18 protein-coding genes are annotated in these 18,099 nt (G+C 60.8%); 10 read left to right on the forward strand and 8 right to left on the reverse strand.

From position 1 onward, the window contains the following. Positions 1–15: 15 nt before the first annotated feature. Positions 16–690 (reverse strand): urease accessory protein UreF, encoded by a 675-nt coding sequence (locus tag D8U73_RS06325; protein WP_056852406.1) that lies wholly within the window; start codon positions 688–690, stop codon positions 16–18. Further along, positions 687–1,187 carry an urease accessory protein UreE gene (ureE, locus tag D8U73_RS06330; protein ID WP_130903986.1) on the reverse strand — a complete coding sequence of 167 codons (501 nt, stop codon included), beginning with the start codon at positions 1,185–1,187 and terminating at the stop codon, positions 687–689. Before ureE ends, D8U73_RS06325 begins: the two co-directional genes overlap by 4 nt. Before the next feature lie 313 nt (positions 1,188–1,500). On the opposite strand from ureE, the gene ycaC reads away from it, so the two are divergent. After that, positions 1,501–2,130, forward strand: a complete 630-nt coding sequence (ycaC, locus tag D8U73_RS06335) for an isochorismate family cysteine hydrolase YcaC (protein ID WP_056852408.1) — start codon at positions 1,501–1,503, stop codon at positions 2,128–2,130. A gap of 140 nt (positions 2,131–2,270) precedes the next feature. Continuing rightward, a complete protein-coding gene (locus D8U73_RS06340) occupies positions 2,271–4,250 on the forward strand; it encodes an amidohydrolase (protein WP_056852409.1) in 1,980 nt (659 codons plus the stop codon). Positions 4,251–4,326: 76 nt separating this feature from the next. Here the strand turns inward: D8U73_RS06340 and D8U73_RS06345 are convergent, their stop codons facing one another. The 3 genes from D8U73_RS06345 to D8U73_RS06355 all read right to left on the reverse strand — a co-directional run bounded on the left by D8U73_RS06345 (position 4,327) and on the right by D8U73_RS06355 (position 6,527). Further along, positions 4,327–5,238, reverse strand: coding sequence for a LysR substrate-binding domain-containing protein (locus D8U73_RS06345; RefSeq protein WP_056852410.1), 912 nt, complete (start codon positions 5,236–5,238; stop codon positions 4,327–4,329). Positions 5,239–5,264: 26 nt separating this feature from the next. Continuing rightward, positions 5,265–5,897 (reverse strand): TetR family transcriptional regulator, encoded by a 633-nt coding sequence (locus D8U73_RS06350; RefSeq protein WP_056852411.1) that lies wholly within the window; start codon positions 5,895–5,897, stop codon positions 5,265–5,267. A gap of 174 nt (positions 5,898–6,071) precedes the next feature. After that, a complete protein-coding gene (locus D8U73_RS06355; RefSeq protein WP_056852412.1) occupies positions 6,072–6,527 on the reverse strand; it encodes a hypothetical protein in 456 nt (151 codons plus the stop codon). Between the two features lie 386 nt (positions 6,528–6,913). Here D8U73_RS06355 and D8U73_RS06360 point away from each other — a divergent pair, with 386 nt between their 5' ends. Beyond that, on the forward strand, positions 6,914–8,989 hold the full coding sequence (locus D8U73_RS06360; RefSeq protein WP_130903987.1) for an AsmA family protein: 2,076 nt from the start codon (positions 6,914–6,916) through the stop codon (positions 8,987–8,989). Between the two features lie 90 nt (positions 8,990–9,079). Here D8U73_RS06360 and D8U73_RS06365 read toward each other — a convergent pair whose 3' ends face one another. After that, on the reverse strand, positions 9,080–9,994 hold the full coding sequence (locus D8U73_RS06365; protein WP_177435513.1) for a LysR substrate-binding domain-containing protein: 915 nt from the start codon (positions 9,992–9,994) through the stop codon (positions 9,080–9,082). 109 nt (positions 9,995–10,103) lie between these two features. On the opposite strand from D8U73_RS06365, the gene D8U73_RS06370 reads away from it, so the two are divergent. From D8U73_RS06370 to D8U73_RS06380, 3 genes are all read left to right on the forward strand, one after another. Continuing rightward, positions 10,104–10,742, forward strand: a complete 639-nt coding sequence (locus D8U73_RS06370; RefSeq protein ID WP_130903989.1) for an NAD(P)H-dependent oxidoreductase — start codon at positions 10,104–10,106, stop codon at positions 10,740–10,742. Further along, complete coding sequence (locus tag D8U73_RS06375) at positions 10,743–11,048, forward strand: multidrug efflux SMR transporter (RefSeq protein WP_056852416.1); 306 nt, start codon at positions 10,743–10,745, stop codon at positions 11,046–11,048. A gap of 107 nt (positions 11,049–11,155) precedes the next feature. After that, a complete protein-coding gene (locus D8U73_RS06380) occupies positions 11,156–12,046 on the forward strand; it encodes a triacylglycerol lipase (RefSeq protein ID WP_130903990.1) in 891 nt (296 codons plus the stop codon). A gap of 114 nt (positions 12,047–12,160) precedes the next feature. On the opposite strand, the gene D8U73_RS06385 is transcribed toward D8U73_RS06380, so the two are convergent. After that, a complete protein-coding gene (locus D8U73_RS06385) occupies positions 12,161–13,048 on the reverse strand; it encodes a DMT family transporter (protein WP_056852418.1) in 888 nt (295 codons plus the stop codon). 96 nt (positions 13,049–13,144) lie between these two features. Between D8U73_RS06385 and D8U73_RS06390 the strand changes: the two genes are divergently transcribed. From D8U73_RS06390 to D8U73_RS06400, 3 genes are all read left to right on the forward strand, one after another. Then, a complete protein-coding gene (locus tag D8U73_RS06390; RefSeq protein ID WP_130903991.1) occupies positions 13,145–13,939 on the forward strand; it encodes a helix-turn-helix transcriptional regulator in 795 nt (264 codons plus the stop codon). A gap of 64 nt (positions 13,940–14,003) precedes the next feature. Next, entirely contained in the window at positions 14,004–14,312 is a 309-nt protein-coding gene (locus D8U73_RS06395) for a PsiF family protein (RefSeq protein WP_130903992.1), read from the forward strand. Between the two features lie 98 nt (positions 14,313–14,410). After that, positions 14,411–15,424 carry a hypothetical protein gene (locus D8U73_RS06400; protein ID WP_056852421.1) on the forward strand — a complete coding sequence of 338 codons (1,014 nt, stop codon included), beginning with the start codon at positions 14,411–14,413 and terminating at the stop codon, positions 15,422–15,424. A gap of 138 nt (positions 15,425–15,562) precedes the next feature. Here the strand turns inward: D8U73_RS06400 and D8U73_RS06405 are convergent, their stop codons facing one another. Next, positions 15,563–16,837 carry an Hsp70 family protein gene (locus D8U73_RS06405; RefSeq protein WP_056852422.1) on the reverse strand — a complete coding sequence of 425 codons (1,275 nt, stop codon included), beginning with the start codon at positions 16,835–16,837 and terminating at the stop codon, positions 15,563–15,565. A gap of 296 nt (positions 16,838–17,133) precedes the next feature. Here D8U73_RS06405 and D8U73_RS06410 point away from each other — a divergent pair, with 296 nt between their 5' ends. Beyond that, complete coding sequence (locus D8U73_RS06410; RefSeq protein WP_056852423.1) at positions 17,134–18,078, forward strand: DnaJ C-terminal domain-containing protein; 945 nt, start codon at positions 17,134–17,136, stop codon at positions 18,076–18,078. Positions 18,079–18,099 lie beyond the last annotated feature (21 nt).

Genomic DNA, 18,099 nt, shown 5'->3' on the forward strand with positions numbered 1-18,099 from the left:
CCAAAGTAACAGGCCCTAGGAACGGAACAGACGGCTGTACTGCCGTTCATGGGCCATACAGGCCAGGGACAGGCCAAACGCGGCGCTGCCATAGTGTTCGGGGTTGATCTGGCTGGCGCTCTGCTGGGCTTGTTGCAGCAGCGGCAGCAGTTCGCTGGTCAGGCGCTGGGCGGCTTGCTGGCCCAGCGGCAGGGTTTTCATCAGCACCGCCAATTGATTCTCAAGCCAGCTCCAGAGCCAGGCGGCCAGCGCATCCTGCGGGCTGATCCGCCAGGCGCGGGCGGCCAGCGCCCAGCCCAGGGCCAGGTGCGGCTCGGGGCGTTGCTGCAGAAAGGCGCGGGCCGCTGCATCGAGCTCCGGCAGGCCGGTGAGCAGTTGTTGCAGGGAGTAACCCATCTGCCGGCTTTCCTGATGCAGTTCGCGGGTTTCCCGGCTGGCGCGGTGTTCTTCACAACGTTGCAGCAATTCGCTCCAGTTTTCCTCGGCGGCGGCAACGCAATGGGCGAGCAACAGCGGCGCCTCGAAACGGGCGAGATTGAGCAGCAGTTGATCGCTTATCCAGCGCCGCGCGCTGTCCGGGTCATGGACACGGCCGTTCTCCACTGCCATTTCCAGACCTTGGGAATAGCTGTAGCCGCCGATCGGCAATTGCGGACTGGCCAGGCGCAGCAATGCCCAGGCGGGGTTCACAGGCGCACGCCGAACTGATGGAGCTTGGGCGGGTAATTGAAATCTTCATCGCCGTGGCGCGAATGGTGATGGCCACCGCCGTAGGCACCGTGTTCCGGCTGGAACGGGGCTTCGATGTTTTCGGCATGGGCGCCCAGTTGTTCGAGCATGGCCTTGAGCACGTAATCGTCGAGCAGGCGCAGCCAACCGTCACCGACTTGCAGGGCAACGTGGCGATTGCCCAAGTGATACGCGGCGCGGGTCAGTTCGAAGGCATTGGCGCAGGTCACGTGCAGCAGTTGTTCGGGGCGGGCACAGACACGAACGATGCGCCCGTCTTCGGCCTGGAGACATTCGCCGTCGTACAGCGGCGATTGCCCGCGCTCCAGAAACAAGCCGACGTCTTCACCCTCGGCACTGAAACAGCGCAGGCGGCTTTTGCTCCGGGCTTCGAACGTCAGGTGCAACTCGGCGGCCCACATGGGTTGAGGGTCGATTCTGCGATGAATCACCAGCATCGGAAAGCTTCCAGCAATTGACAGTAGCGAGGTCAGAGCAAGGGCCTTGCCAATCAGAGGATGTGTAGGAAATGACTGTCGGAAACGTGGGATTGATTCGGATGTGTCGAGTGCTATGCATCGTCTTGGGGCGTGACACGGCAGTGCGGCACCGTTTTGTGGCGAAAACAAAGCCTGTCCGTCTATCGTTCACAAAATAGAACGCTAAGGACAATTTTCACTGTCTACCGCGCAAAACGTCATGGTTTTAATCTTCTCCCATCAACGCGAAACACAACCCACTACTGAAAGCGAAACCTTAGGAGCTACAGCCATGACCAAATTCAAATACAACCGCCTGAACAAAGACGACGCTGCTGTACTGCTGGTCGACCACCAGGCAGGCCTGCTGTCGCTGGTCCGCGACATCGAGCCGGATGCGTTCAAGAACAACGTGTTGGCTCTGGCTGACCTGGCCAAGTTCTTCAACCTGCCAACCATCCTCACCACCAGCTTCGAGCAAGGCCCCAACGGCCCGCTGGTGCCTGAGCTGAAAGCGCTGTTCCCGGATGCTCCTTACATTGCCCGCCCTGGTCAGATCAACGCCTGGGACAACGAAGATTTCGTCAAGGCCGTGAAGGCCACCGGCAAGAAACAGCTGATCATCGCCGGTGTCGTGACCGAAGTCTGCGTAGCGTTCCCGGCCCTGGCTGCGCTGGAAGAAGAGTTCGACGTGTTTGTGGTCACCGACGCCTCCGGTACGTTCAACCAGATGACCCGCGATGCCGCGCATGACCGCATGAGCCAGGCCGGTGCACAACTGATGACCTGGTTCGGCGTGGCCTGCGAGCTGCACCGCGACTGGCGCAACGATATCGAAGGCCTGGCCGCGCTGTGCTCCAACCACATCCCGGACTACCGCAACCTGATGACCAGCTACAACGCCTTCAATAGCGCCAAGTAATCCGCTGCCGCCCGGGACACCGACTATCGTTGTCCCGGGCGGTGTGCTGTCGCGCCGCACATCCATCCAATTCCTGACGAGCATTGCCCGGCATGCTTCGCAGTCGTGCCCACCGCTGCCGCATCCAGATGGAGAACATCATGCCCCAAGACTCCAACGACAAGAGCCGCCGCCAGTTCCTGGCCAACAGCACCATTCTCGGTGCTGCCGGAGCGCTCTGGTCCGCCCTGCCATTTTCCAGCTCGGGTTCCGCCTACGCGTCCAGTCAGGCAGGCTCGATGACCGCCGACCTCATCCTGTTCAACGGCAAACTGCACACGGTGGACCGTGAGAAGCCGATGGCAACGGCGGTCGCCATCAAGGACGGCCGCTTCATTGCCGTCGGCACGGATGGCGAGGCCATGGCCCACAAAAGCTCGGCCACGCAAATCATCGACCTCAAGGGGCGTACGGTCATCCCGGGTCTGAACGACTCCCACCTGCACCTGATTCGCGGCGGCCTCAACTACAATCTGGAGCTGCGTTGGGAAGGCGTGCCCTCGGTGGCCGACGCCCTGCGCCTGCTCAAGGATCAGGCCGCCCGCACACCGACGCCGCAGTGGGTGCGCGTGGTGGGTGGCTGGAACGAATTCCAGTTCGCCGAAAAACGCATGCCGACCCTGGAAGAAATCAATCAGGCTGCGCCCGATACCCCGGTGTTCCTGCTGCACCTTTACGACCGCGCACTGCTCAATCGCGCTGCGCTCAAGGCCGTGGGCTACACCAAGGACACGCCGAACCCGCCCGGTGGCGAGATCCAGCGCAACAAGTTCGGCGAACCGACCGGCCTGCTGATCGCGCGCCCCAACGCGATGATCCTCTACGCCACCCTGGCCAAGGGGCCGAAGCTGCCGTTGGAATACCAGGTCAATTCGACCCGCCAGTTCATGCGCGAACTCAACCGCCTCGGCCTGACCAGCGCCATTGACGCCGGCGGTGGCTACCAGAACTATCCGGACGACTACCAGGTCATCCAGGAACTGGCCGACAGGGGCCAGTTGACCGTACGCATCGCCTACAACCTGTTCACCCAGAAGCCCAAGGAAGAACTCGCCGACTTCAAGAACTGGAGCGCGAAGGTCAAGCCTGGTGACGGCACCGACTTCCTGCGTCACAACGGCGCTGGCGAAATGCTGGTGTTCTCCGCAGCCGACTTCGAAGACTTCCTGGAGCCGCGTCCCGATCTGCCGCAAACCATGGAGCAGGAACTGGAGCCGGTGGTGCGCCATCTGGTCGAGCAGCGCTGGCCGTTCCGCCTGCATGCCACCTACAACGAATCGATCTCGCGCATGCTCGATGTGTTCGAGAAGGTCAACCGCGACATTCCGTTCAATGGCCTGCCGTGGTTTTTCGACCACGCCGAAACCATCAGCTCGCAGAACATCGAGCGGGTGCGCGCGCTGGGCGGTGGTATCGCGATCCAGGACCGCATGGCCTTCCAGGGCGAGTACTTTGTCGATCGCTACGGCGCCAAGGCTGCCGAGAAAACCCCACCGATCCAGCGCATGCTCGCCGAAGGCATCCCGGTAGGCGCCGGCACCGATGCCACCCGAGTGTCGAGCTATAACCCGTGGACGTCGCTGTACTGGCTGGTCAGCGGCAAGACCGTTGGCGGCATGGCGCTTTATCCGGAAGGCCTGAGTCGCGAAACCGCGCTGCAACTGTTCACCCACGGCAGCGCCTGGTTCTCCAGCGAGCAGGGCAAGAAAGGCCAGATCAAGGTCGGCCAGATGGCGGACCTGGCGGCCTTGTCGCTGGATTTCTTCAGTGTCGACGAAGAAGCGATCAAGGGCATCGAGTCGGTGTTGACCATCGTCGACGGCAAGGTGGTGTACGGCGCTGGCGAATTCGACAAGCTGGGACCTGCGCAGGTGCCGGTACTGCCCGAGTGGTCGCCGGTGGCCAAAGTGCCAGGGCACTGGCGCGCGGGTACGCCGTCGCTTGCATTGGCGGCGCATCAGTGTGTAGGGCCTTGCGGGGTGCATGCTCACAGCCATGAACGGGCCCGACACTCGAGTGTGCCGGTCAACGACTACCAGGGTTTTTGGGGAGCGTTGGGTTGTTCCTGCTTTGCGTTCTGATGGTAACGGGGACCGCTAAGGGTCCCCTTTTTTCACGTCGATTGGCTGATAGGCCGGGGGCACGCCGCAGAGGGTTTTACGCCATGTCGCTGACGCTGAATTCCTCGGCCAGATGGTCGATCAGCGAGCGCACCGACGGCAGCAGCCCGCGTCGCGACGGGAAGATCGCATGCACAATGCCGCAACGCGGATGCCAGCCCGGCAACAATTCCACCAGCCGGCCTTCGGCCAGGTCCTCACGCACTGCCACCCGTGGCAAGTGAGCAATACCCACGCCGGCCACCACAAAGTGACGCAGGGCGAACAGGTCGTCGGTGACCATGCGCGGCGTGTGGGGGATGACAATGCTGTGGCTCATGTCCTCGCCCTGGATCAGCTCCCATTGATATTCACGCTGCACACTGCCCCAATGCACGCTCGGCAATTGGCTGAGCACCTTTGGGTCGAAACCTGGCGGCAGTTGTTCAAGGTACCTCGGGTGGCCGACCAGGCACTGGGTGCTGTTGCCCAGCACTTTCATCACCATGTCGGTGTTTTCCAGTGGCGGAAAGCGCACGCGCAGGGCGACGTCGATGCCTTCATGCAGCAGATCGACGCGACGGTTGGTGCTCTCGATGAACAGTTCCACCTGCGGATACTTGAGCATGAAGCGCGACAGCATCGGCCCGACCCAGAAGTTCAGCAGGGTGGTCGGGCAACTGATGCGCACCAGCCCGCGGGGTTCGCTGCGGTTGCGTTCGATGATCTCGGCGGCACCTTCGGCTTCCACGCGCATGGCCAGGCAGCGCTGGTAATAGGCCTGGCCGACCTCGGTCAGCGAGCAGTGGCGGCTGGTGCGGTGCAACAGGCGTACACCGAGGCGCTCCTCAAGGTCGGCAATGCGCCGGCTGAGCTTGGATTTGGGCATGTCCAGCGCCCGCCCGGCCGGGGCGAAGCCACCGTGCTCGACCACTTGGGTGAAGTAGTAGAGGGAGTTGAGGTCTTCCAATGATCGTTCTCCGATGGGCAGCAGGTTTACTCCGTGCTGCCGAGCCCTTGCCAGTGCTTGAGGCCGATAAAGATGAAGCGCAGCTGCTGGGTGATCTTCGCCTGGGGCGTCAAGTGTTCAGGCAGCGCCTCGGCCGGCGGGTCGATGATGTCGGGCAATGTGGCAAACACGCTTTTGACGATCAGGTCGGCCATGACGCTCAACCCGGCGATGTCCAGGTGTTGCAGCTTGGGCATCAGCGACAGGTCGGCGGCCAGGTCGGAGCTGATGTCTTCGCGCAAGCGGCCGATGGCCTGGCGCACCGGCAACGAGCCGCCATATTGTTCGCGGGCGAGAAACAGGAACTGCGAACGATTGGCTGACACCACATCGAGAAAGATCCGCACCGACGCATCGATGATGCCGCCCATGACAAACTCGTTGTGCCGTACCAGGCGAATGGTTTCGCGGAAAGTCTGGCCAACCTCGCTGACCAGCACCAGGCCCAGTTCGTCCATGTCGGCGAAATGCCGGTAGAAACCGGTGGGCACGATCCCGGCGGTTTTCGCCACTTCACGCAGGCTCAGGCTGCCGAATCCTCGGCCGCCTTCCATCAAATGGCGAGCAGCGTCCATCAGGGCGTTGCGGGTTTGTTGTTTCTGTTCGGCGCGGGGCAGCATTGCAAGGGTGTTTTCTGAAGTAGACAGCGGCGCACTCTAGCAAATCGGCTTCGCTGGCGTCGAACGAGGATAGGGAGATCGAGCGGGGAAGAATTCGGCTGTTACAAACGCAATATCCAGACAGTCAAAAGCCCAATCCGCTGATTGGGCTTTTTTTCAGGGCGGCCATGGGGCTTAGCTCATGGTGCTGTTGCGTTCGATCACACGATCACCACCACCTTCGGCCAGTGTTTGGCCAGGAGTGCGATCGGAGCCGTCAGCGGCGAGGGTTTGGCCAGGAGTGCGATCGGAGCCGTCAGCGGCGAGGGTTTGGCCCGGAGTGCGGTCGGAGCCATCGGCTGCAAGGGTTTGGCCCGGCGTGCGGTCGGAACCGTCAGCGGCAACCGTTTGACCTTGTGGGGTTTGGTCGTAGCCGTCTTCAGTGATCAGGTTTTTTTCTTTCAGGCGATCGTTACCGCCTTCAGCCAGAGTTTGGCCCGGCGTGCGGTCAGAACCATCGGCAGCGACAGTCTGGCTGAATACCGAGTGGTGATCTTTGGCTTGTGGAGTAGCCTGTTCAGCGGCTGGCAGGGCGAAAGCCGTACTGGCCAGCATTGAGAGGGTAAGACTGAGTAGCAATTGGCGTTTCATGATGAGGTGCTCCGTAGGAGGGCAATAAATTGGGTACGAGGGCAATGCTACTCTCGATAAGTCGATATAAAAGTTCATAAACGCAATGGTAATAATCAACGGAATTGATTGTTCTCTGCAGGCCTTGTAGATCGGGGCTTTGCGGGCGGTGCTTTTGCACCGCGGTGGGTATTTTCGACTCACTCACGCCGCGCAAAAGTGCGGGCCCGGTAACGCTGAGGGCGAAAAGAGAGCGCAAGTGAAGGGGTGGTTGCGGCAAAATCGGTTATTCGATTAAACCTGCCGAGCGTTTTTCAGTCGTAGATTCCATAGCGGGTCGGTTTTGGCCCGGCGTTTCTCATGGGCGTCGCCGTCGGGGCGTTCAGTTGTATCAGGAGCTTTGTGCAATGACGCGCACCCGTAGAATTCTCACCTGGTCCCTGGCCAGTCTCGTTGTATTACTGGCTGTGCTGGTGCTGATCATCGTGTTTTTCGACTGGAACCGGATCAAGCCCCCCCTCAACGCCAAAGTCTCCGAAGAGTTACATCGTCCATTCGCCATCAACGGCAACCTGGCGGTGATCTGGCGTCGCGAGCTCGACGAAGGCGGCTGGCGGGCCTGGGTGCCGTGGCCGCATGTCGTGGCTGAAGACCTGACCCTTGGCAACCCGGACTGGTCGAAAACGCCGCAGATGGCCAGTCTCAAACGGGTTGAGCTGCGCATCTCGCCGTTGGCCTTGCTGGGGCAGCGTGTGGTCATCCCGCGCATCGATCTCACTGAACCCAATGCCAAACTGCAGCGCCTGGCCGACGGGCGTGCCAACTGGGTGTTCAGGTTCGACCCCAAGGACCCGAACGCCGAACCTTCCCCGTGGGTCGTTGATATCGGTGCCATAGGCTTCGACAAGGGCCATGTCACCCTCGACGATCAAAACCTGAAGACGCAGCTCGACTTGTTGATCGACCCGTTGGGCAAGCCGATTCCCTTCAGTGACATCGTCGGTGTCAAAGCCGCGAAAAACGCTTCGCAGCGGGGCGGCGCGCCGATGGACTACGCGTTTGGCCTGAAGGTCAAAGGCCAATACCACGGCCAGACACTCGCCGGTCAAGGCAAGATCGGTGGTCTGCTGGCACTGCAGGATGCGACCAGGCCATTTCCACTTCAGGCACAGGCGAAAATCGGCGATACCAGCGTCGAACTGGCCGGCACCCTGACCGATCCGATGAGCCTGGGCGCTCTGGACTTGCAGCTCAAATTGGCCGGCACCAGCCTGGGTAATCTCTACCCGTTGACCGGCGTTACCTTGCCGGATACGCCGCCGTACGCCACTGACGGCCACTTGATCGCCAAGTTGCATGAGCCTGGCGGGGCGGTGTTCCGTTATGAAGCATTCAACGGCAAGATTGGCGAAAGTGACATCCACGGCGATTTGACTTACGTCGCGGGTCAGCCACGACCAAAGCTCAGCGGCTCGTTGCTGTCTAACCAACTGCTGTTTGCTGACCTGGCCCCACTGATCGGTGCCGACTCCAATGCCAAGCAGAAAGCCCGTGGCGGTGACAGCAAACAGCCGGCGGACAAGGTGCTGCCGGTCGAAGCGTTCAAGACCGACCGCTGGCGCGATATGGATGCCGACGTCGAGTTCACCGGCAAACGCATCGTTCATAGCGAAAAACTGCCCTTCAACGATCTCTACACGCACTTGGTGCTGACCGATGGCGTGCTCAGTCTCGAACCGCTGCGCTTCGGTGTGGCTGGCGGCAACCTGGAGGCGCAGATTCGTCTGAATGGTCACACCGAGCCATTGGAAGGGCGGGCGAAAATCACTGCTCGCGGTTTCAAGCTCAAGCAGTTGTTCCCGACCTTCGAGCCGATGAAAACCAGTTTCGGCGAGCTCAATGGCGATGCCGACATCACCGGTCGCGGCAATTCGGTGGCCGCGTTGTTGGGCAGTGCCAACGGCAACTTGAAAATGCTGATCAACGATGGTGCCATCAGCCGCGAATTGATGGAGTTGGCGGGGTTGAACGTCGGTAACTACGTGGTCGGCAAAATCTTCGGTGACAAGGAAGTGAAGATCAACTGCGCAGCCTCTGACTTCGACATCAAGAATGGTCTGGCGACCACGCGCCTGTTCGTCTTCGATACCGAGAACGCGATCATCTATATCGATGGCACAGCGAACATGGCCACTGAGCAACTGGACTTGACCATCACGCCGGAGTCCAAGGGCTGGCGTTTGATTTCGTTACGTTCGCCGCTGTACGTGCGTGGCAAGTTCATCAAGCCGGATGCAGGTGTGAAAGCAGTGCCGTTGATGTTGCGCGGGGCCGGGATGGTGGCGTTGGGGGTGATTGCTGCACCCGCAGCGGGGCTGCTGGCGTTGGTGGCACCGAGTGGCGGCGAGCCGAATCAGTGCGCGCCGTTGCTGGAGCAGATGAAATCGGGCAAGGCGCCGGTGACCGTCAAACCGACAAAATAATCGGGCGCCTGCAAGGCCTCGTCGCGAGCAGCTCCCCTGCCGGAGCGAGCCTGCTCGCAATGGCGGATTTGCAGTGACTGCGTCCGGTCTTCATGCCAAGGCATGCCCAGACGCCAGCGCCTCCTCCCTCAACCACGCAAAAAACGCCCGCACCGGAGGATGGCGCTCGCGTCCCGGCACGCACAACGCGCTGTAACCGGCACCGTCCACCTGCACGTCACCCCGGTAAGGCAGCAATAAACCGCTGGCCACACTTTCCGACACCAGGATATTGCTCGCCAACACCAGGCCCTGCCCGGCGATGGCCGCTTGCAGGGCGTAATGCTCTTCGTCGTATTCGCGCACGGCGGGTTGGCCGGCCAGCCAGGTTTCGCCGGACTGCGCGCACCAGGCCTCCCAGCCATGGGCATAGAGCTTGGAGTTGTGCCAATGCACGCTGATCAGCGTCGGTGCGCGGGTCGACGCCAGCGCCACCTGTTCTGGCGATCCGTAGACGCCAAACGACTCATCGAACAGGCACAACCCATAAAGATTCGGATAGTCATCAAGGCTGTAGCGCACCACCAGATCGACGCTGGCGTCCTGATGCAGGTCGATAACTTCGCAATGGGTGTCCAGGCGTACGTTGATATTCGGGTGCCGGGCATAGAAACGTCCCAGGCGAGGGACCAGCCAAAGGGCGGCGAAAGCAGCGGTGGTGGAGATCGTCAGACTGGTTCCGCTGCGTTGCGGGCGCAGGGTATCGACGCTTTGCGCCACATCGAGAAAAGCACCGTGCAGGCTGCGGAACAGCCGTTCGCCGCATTCAGTCAGGCGCACCCGACGGGGCAGGCGCTCGAACAGCGGCACCCCGAGCCAGGTTTCCAGTGAGCGGATCTGATGGGACACCGCCGTGGGTGTCACTGACAGTTCTTCGGCGGCCGCCTTGAAGCTAAGCAGGCGTGAGGCGGATTCAAAGGCGCGCAAGGCAGTCAGCGGCAACGAAGCAAACATTGATTTCTCCACGGATGAAATGGATTCATCCCGACTGATTTTTGCTCATTTGAATGACTGAGGCAGTCCGCGTCAATCTGCAGCCACTTGTGTTTTCAGTCTAGACCTTGAGGAGATTCAGATGAGTAAAATTCTTGCAGTGCATGCCAGCCCACGAGGTGAACGTTCTCACTCGCGGCGATTGGCCGAGGTGTTTCTTTCGGCGTTGCAGGCGCGCAATCCGCAGGTGCAATTGACTCGCCGGGAAGTGGGTCGGGCGTTGATTCCGCCGGTCAACGAAGCATTCGTGGCTGCGGCATTTTATCCCGAGCCCGAGGCCCGCCCCTTGTCGATGCAAGCGGATCTGGCGTTCAGCGATGAGCTGGTCGGGGAGTTGCTCGGCCACGATGTGCTGGTGATTTCTACACCGATGCACAACTTCAGCGTGCCTAGCGGCCTCAAAGCATGGATCGATCAGATCGTGCGGCTCGGCCTGACCTTCAATCACACGCTGGACAATGGCGTGGCTCAATACGAACCTTTGGTGCAGGGCAAAAAGGCGCTGATCATCAGCAGCCGTGGCGGCTTCGGTTTTGGCCCTGGCGGTGAGCTGGAAGCCATGAATCACGCCGACACGTTGCTGCGCACAGTGTTGGGATTCATTGGCATCACCGACGTCACCGTGGTCGCCGCCGAGGGCGAGGAGTCCGAGGCGCGGACCTTCGCGGTGTCCGCCGCCGAGGCCGAACAGCGCTTGCTGGCGCTGGCCAGGGAGTTCTAGATGGCCTGGCTGTTTTTACTGATCGCCGCCGGGTTCGAAGTCACGTTCGCCATGGGCATGAAGTACGCCGAGGGCTTCACCCGGCTCTGGCCATCGCTGATCACCGTGGTGGCGGCGGTGGCCGGGATCTACTTCCTGACCCTGGCCATGCGTGAGTTGCCGGTGAGCATCGCTTACCCGATCTGGACTGCCATTGGTTCGCTGGGCACGGTGTTTCTCGGGTTTGTGTTGCTGGGTGAAAGCCTGACCGCGGTCAAGTTGCTGTCGGTGGGGCTGATCGTGGCGGGAGTGGCGGGGCTGAAGTAGGCGGGATGTCATAGACTGGTCGTCGAGTTGTCATGTTCGCTGGCGATGCTTGGCGGGTGTCTTGCATCACGCCTTGCGTCACCTATCGATCACAAGGATGTCCGCCCATGTCGCAAGGTTCTGCCCCGCGTTATCCAATGGTGCTGGTCCCGGGAATGCTCGGGTTTATCCATCTGGTGCTCTACCCGTACTGGTACGGCATCGTCGAGGCGCTGCGTCGTGGTGGTGCCGTGGTGTTCGCGGTGCAGGTGTCGCCGCTCAATTCCAACGAGGTACGTGGTGAGCAATTGCTGGCGCGGATCGAAGAGATTCTGCGCGAGACCGGGGCCGACAAGGTCAACCTGATCGGCCACAGCCAGGGCTCGCTGACCGCCCGATACGCGGCGGCCAAACGTCCGGACCTGGTCGCCTCGGTCACTTCGGTCGCGGGCCCGAACCATGGTTCGGAGCTGGCCGATTACCTGCACCGGCACTATGCCCATGACAGCCTCAAGGGCCGCTTGCTGAGCGGGTTGTTGCGAGTGATCAATGCCTTGATGTGTCTGCTCGATACCGGTTATCACGGGCCGAAGTTGCCGGTGGACGTTCATGGATCGCACCATTCACTTACCACAGAAGGCGTCGCGCTGTTCAATCAGCGTTATCCACAGGGCCTGCCCGAGACGTGGGGCGGGCACGGCCCGGAAGAAGTGAACGGGGTGCGTTACTACTCCTGGTCCGGGACCCTGCAACCGGGCAAGACCGATCGCGGGCGCAACCTGTTCGATGGCACCAACCGCAGTTGCCGGTTGTTCGCCAAAACCTTCGTGCGCGAAGCCGGACATTGCGACGGAATGGTCGGCCGCTACAGCTCGCACCTGGGGACGGTGATTGGCGACGATTTTCCGCTGGATCACTTCGACATCGTCAATCAGTCACTGGGATTGGTCGGCAAGGGCGCCGAGCCGATACGTTTGTTTTTGGAGCATGCGGCGCGGCTGAAAGCGGCCGGGCTTTAGATCGCGTTATCGTTCATCGCGGGCAAGCCACGCTCCCACAGGTTTTGTGTCGGATGTGATTTCTGTGAGCAACCGAAAACCTGTGGGAGCTGGCTTGCCAGCGATGGCGGCAAATCAGGCAACGCTGACCTTACGGCCTAACACGGTGGTCCAACGCTCGGAAACAATCACCCCACCCAACGTCAGCACCCCGCCCACCAAGTGATACAGCGCCAGCTGCTCACGCAGCACCACCGCCGCGATCAGCGCAGTAATCACCGGCAGCAAATTGAAAAACATCACCGTCCGACTCGGTCCCAGGCGCACCACCGCCTGCATCCATGCCAGTGGCGCGACCATCGAAGCCAACAGGCAGGCATACAGCACCAGCGGAATATTGTGCAAAGTCGGACCGACTTTCGCTGATGCGAGGAACAGCGGAAACAACACCACTACCGCCACCAGAACCTGCAAGTAAAGCAACACCAGCGGCGGCAATTTCAGCTGCCATTTTTTCAGCAGGGTGCTGTAGACCGCGTAGGCCAGCGTTGCCACCAGCATCATCGCGTCGCCCAGGTTAACGCCGTGTTCCAGCAGCAAGCCGAGGCTGCCGGAGGACACCACCACCAACACCCCGGCAAACGACAGCACCGCACCGGCCAGTGCGCCGGCGGTCAGGCGCTGGCCGAGGCTGATGATCGCCATGGCCAGCGACATCAGCGGCATCAAGGACAGGATGATGCCCATGTTGGTGGCTGAGGTCAGGGCCGCGGCGAAGTACGCCAGGCTCTGATAGACCGCCATGCCAAGCACGCCGAGGATGAAAATCTTGCCCAGGTTCGGGCGTATCGCTGGCCAGTGCGCGATCACCGGTTTGAGCATGAAAGGTGTGAACAACAAACCGGCGAGCAGCCAGCGGTAGAATCCGATCTCGGCGGGGAAGATCGCCCCGGCCGACATTTTGGTGATCACGGTGTTGCCGGCCCAGATAAAGATGGCCAACAGGGGATAAGCGTATTGCATCGGGAAAAACCAGAACGTTAATGAAGGGCAATTATCCTCTGTCTGGATACGAGCCTATACTTCAATCCAGACAACCTGCCCCTGAATCCGGACAGCATGACCCGTAAACACATCGACCTGCTGGATTTCAGCGAACTGCCTGCCCCCGTGTATTTCCGCTACGCCGATTTCGATGCGCACCGCTTTGCCTCGGCCCACCGGCATCCGTGGGGCACACTGGAATACTCGGCACATGGTGTGTTGCACATGGAGATTGGCGGCAGCCGCTTCATGTCGCCGCCGCAGTACGCAGTGTGGGTGCCGCCCGAGACTGAGCACAGCTTTTACAGCCATCAGCCGATCAATTATCGAGCGGTGTGCCTGGCGCCGACGATGTGCGCCGATTTACCGCAACAAGCCTGCACCCTCGCCATCAGCGACATCCTCAAGGCAATCCTCAAGGACTTCGCTGCCCGGGACGTAAAGGTGCCGAGGCAGGAGGCAGACCAACGTCTGGCCCAAGTGCTGGTCGATCAACTGAAGCAGGCGCCGGTGCATGAGTGCTATTTACCCTACGCCCGCAGTGCCGGGTTGCTGAGTATCCTCGAAGCCTTGCAGGCCGAACCCGGGGATAACCGGCCCCTGGCGGATTGGGCCGCGCAGATTCATGTCAGTGAGCGCACCCTGGCGCGGCAGTTCGTGCGTGAGTTGGGCATGAGCTTCGGCGAGTGGCGCCAGCGCGTGCGTTTTCTCGCCGCCATCGAGGCCCTGGACAGCAACCGCAGTGTCCAGGACGTTGCCTTCGACATGGGCTACAGCACCGGTTCGGCGTTTATCGCGATGTTCCAGCGTCAAGCCGGGAGCACGCCGGAGCAGTATCGACGCAGTCATTTGACGAACAGGAAGGTGTAACAGGCGTTGTCTACACTCCAGAGCAAGGCCGTTCCCCTTGGTGCGGCGATAAGGAGAAAACTCCATGCAAATGTTGCGTGCCCCTTTATTGATGATCGGTTTGCTGCTCTGTTCCCAGGGTTTCGCCGCCACTGACCAACAGAACAAGATGACCTCCTGCAACGCCGAGGCGACTGCCAAAACCCTCAAGGGCGATGAACGCAAAGCCTTCATGAGCAATTGCCTGAAGGCCACCCCGGCGGCCAACGATGCCGGCAAAGCCTTGACCCCGCAGCAAGAGAAAATGAAAACCTGCAATGCCGATGCCGCCACCAAGGCCTTGAAGGGTGATGAGCGCAAGGCGTTCATGAGCGATTGCCTGAAGAAAAAATAGCCAGAACCCAGACCAAGGTCGCCCCACACAATCCCTAGTGCTGACACCGGATCGCTGGCAGACTGCCAATCCTTTTACGCCGTTCGTTTTGAGGCTGTATGCCAACGTTTTCTCAGCGTCAAGTTTTGCTGGTCATCAGCTGGGTCATTATTTTTGGCGGACTGCTGCTGGTTATCCCGCTGCGATTGCTGCCCAGCCTGCTGGCCGGGTTGCTGGTGTTCGAACTGGTCAACATGCTCACCCCGCAGTTGCAGCGGTTGATCGAAGGGCGCCGTGCGCGCTGGCTGGCAGTGGCGTTGCTGGGGACGTTGATTGTCAGTGTGCTGGCGCTGGTTTTCGCCGGCGCCATCAGCTTCCTGCTGCACGAAGCAGAAAATCCCGGGGCTTCCCTGGACAAATTCATGGGCGTGGTCGACCGCGCACGCGGGCAATTGCCGCCGTTCATCGACGCCTATCTGCCGGCCAGCGCCGCCGAGTTCCGGGTGGCGATTGGCGAATGGATCAGCAAGCACCTCAGCGATTTGCAGCTGGTGGGCAAGGACGCGGCGCACATGTTCGTGACGCTGCTGATTGGCATGGTGCTGGGCGCGATCATCGCCTTGCAGCGCATTCCCGACCTGACCAAGCGCAAGCCGCTGGCCGCCGCACTGTTCGATCGCCTGCACCTGCTGGTCCAGGCCTTTCGCAACATTGTGTTCGCGCAGATCAAGATTTCCCTGCTCAACACCTTCTTCACCGGGATCTTCCTGGCGGTGGTGCTGCCGATGTTCGGCATCAAGCTGCCGCTGACCAAGACCCTGATCGTCCTGACCTTCCTGCTCGGCCTGTTGCCAGTGATCGGCAACCTGATGTCGAACACCCTGATCACCATCGTCGGCCTGTCGCTGTCGATCTGGGTGGCGATGGCAGCGCTGGGCTACCTGATCGTCATCCACAAGCTCGAGTACTTCCTCAACGCGCGCATCGTCGGCGGGCAGATCAGTGCCAAGTCGTGGGAGTTGCTCTTGGCGATGCTGGTGTTCGAGGCCGCGTTCGGCCTGCCGGGTGTGGTGGCGGGGCCGATCTACTACGCGTATCTGAAGAGTGAGTTGAAGCAGGTGGGGATGGTGTAACCCCGCCCGATCATTCCCACGCTCTGCGTGGGAAAGCATCCCGTGACGCTCCGCGTCACAGCCTCAACAGCGGACGCAGAGCGTCCATGGCGGCATTCCCACGCAGAGCGTGGGAACGATCATTAACTCGGTTCTGGATCAGCCCATCGGGCCGTAGCGTTTTGCAGCCTCGATCGCCAGACCGCTGCCGATGCTGCCAAAGATGTTGCCTTCCACATGCCGCGCATTCGGCAACATCGCCGAGACGCTGTTGCGCAGTGCCGGGATGCCGCTCGAGCCACCGGTAAAGAACACCGTATCCACCTGATCGACCCGCACATCGGCGTCCGCCAGCAACTGGGTGACGCTGTTGCGCACGCGTTCGAGCAGGTTGTCGATGGCCGATTCGAACAGGGCGCGACTCAGCTCCACGCTCAACCCGGCTTCGATGCGGTCCAGCGGCACATGGCGGCTGTCGGCGTGGGTCAACTGAATTTTGGTTTCTTCGACTTCCATTGCCAGCCAGTGCCCGGCGCGCTGCTCGATCAGCTTGAACAGGCGATCGATGCCGCCGGTGTCTTCGATGTCGTAGCGCATGCTGCCCAGGGCCAGGGTCGACTTCTGCGAGTACACCGAGTTAATGGTATGCCAGGTCGCCAGGTTCATATGGTGGCTGGTCGGCATGTAGGCGCCGCTCTTCATGCGGCTGCCGTAGCCGAACAATGGCATCAGGCCTTGCAGGCTCAGTTGTTTGTCGAAGTCGGTCCCGCCGATGTGCACGCCGCCGGTGGCGAGGATGTCATCGTGACGGTTGTCGTGGTTGCGACGTTCCGGGGACAGGCGCACCAGCGAGAAGTCGGAAGTACCACCGCCGATGTCGACGATCAGCACCAACTCTTCTTTTTCGATGGTCGACTCGTAGTCGAACGCCGCGGCAATCGGTTCGTACTGGAACGAGACTTCCTTGAAACCGATGGCGCGGGCCACGTCCACCAGCGTGTTTTCCGCTTCCTGGTCAGCCATTTCGTCGTCGTCGACGAAGAACACCGGACGACCCAGCACCACTTCTTCGAATTCCCGACCGGCGGTGGCTTCGGCACGCTTCTTCAACTGGCCGATGAACAACCCGAGCAGGTCCTTGAACGGCATCGCCGTGCCCAGGACACTGGTGTCGTGCTTGATCAGCTTGGAACCCAGCAGGCTCTTGAGCGAGCGCATCAACCGGCCTTCGTAGCCTTCCAGGTACTCGTGCAGCGCCAGCCGGCCGTACACCGGGCGGCGTTCTTCGATGTTGAAGAACACCACCGACGGCAGGGTGATCTTGTCGTCCTCCAGCGCGATCAGCGTTTCCACGCCGGGACGCAGCCAGCCGACAGTGGAGTTGGACGTGCCAAAATCGATACCAACGGCACGGGCTGGAGATGCGTTGTTCATGTCTTTCAAGTTCCGGTTAAAAAACGGCCGCGCAGTGTATGTCAGTGCGGCACAGAATCGAAGGCCGACTATCCGCTAAATCTTGCCTTTCGGCGCCTTGAAAGATGCGTCGGCACCCCCAAACTACCCTGCATCAACCGGACAGCCTGGGGCAACCGCAAGAAGCCCCGCCCGCTGCCGATAAACTTCTGATGCGCTGCCCGGTCACAAACTTGAGATTGGTCAAGCCCTGCGCTGCAAACAGGCGCATGCTGTGGCAGGTAGCGCGATTTCGATAACGGATGGTGATTCGAGCGATGGACTTCAAAGACTATTACAAGATTCTCGGCGTGGAGCCGACGGCGGACGACAAGGCGATCAAGGCCGCCTATCGCAAGCTCGCCCGCAAATACCACCCCGATGTCAGCAAGGAAAAGGACGCCGAGGCCAAGTTCAAGGACGCCTCTGAAGCCTATGAAGCCCTGAAAAGCGCCGACAAGCGTGCCGAATACGACGACCTGCGCCGTTATGGCCAGCATGGCCAGCCGTTCCAGGGACCACCGGGCTGGCAGAGCCGTGGCGGTTTCGGTGGCGGTGGTCAGGACACCGGCGATTTCTCGGATTTCTTCAGTTCGATCTTCGGTAACCGTGGCCCCGGTTTTGGCGCTGGACAGTCGCGTCGCAGCAGCGGACGCAGAGGGCAAGACGTGGAAATGGAACTGGGGATTTTTCTTGAAGAAACCCTCTCGAACGAATCGAAGAAGGTCACTTTCCAGGTACCGCAATACAACGCCGCCGGCCAGCACGTCAGCAATACCCCGAAAAGCCTGAATGTGAAGATTCCCGCCGGCGTGAGCGACGGCGAGCGCATCCGGCTCAAGGGCCAGGGCGCACCGGGTGTCGGTGGTGGTGCCAATGGCGATCTGTACCTGACCATTCGGTTTGCGCCGCATCCGAAATTCGACGTCGAAGGCGAGAACCTGATCATCACGTTGCCCCTGGCACCGTGGGAGTTGGCGCTGGGCACTGAAGTGGCGGTGCCAACGCTGACCGGCAAGATCAACCTCAAGGTCCCGGCCGGCAGCCAGAATGGCCAGCGCATGCGCGCCAAGGGCCACGGCCTGCTGAACAAAGCGGGCGAGCGCGGTTACCTGTTCGTGCAATTGAAGGCCGTCATGCCGAAAAAATCGGACGATGACATCAAGGCCTTGTGGCAGGAACTGGCGAAGAAAGCCGCCTTCGACCCGAGAGAAAATTTCTGATCCCCGAGACGGAGTAGCCCA

The sequence above is a fragment of the Pseudomonas sp. Sample_22 genome (assembly GCF_004307635.1).
Taxonomy (GTDB): domain Bacteria; phylum Pseudomonadota; class Gammaproteobacteria; order Pseudomonadales; family Pseudomonadaceae; genus Aquipseudomonas.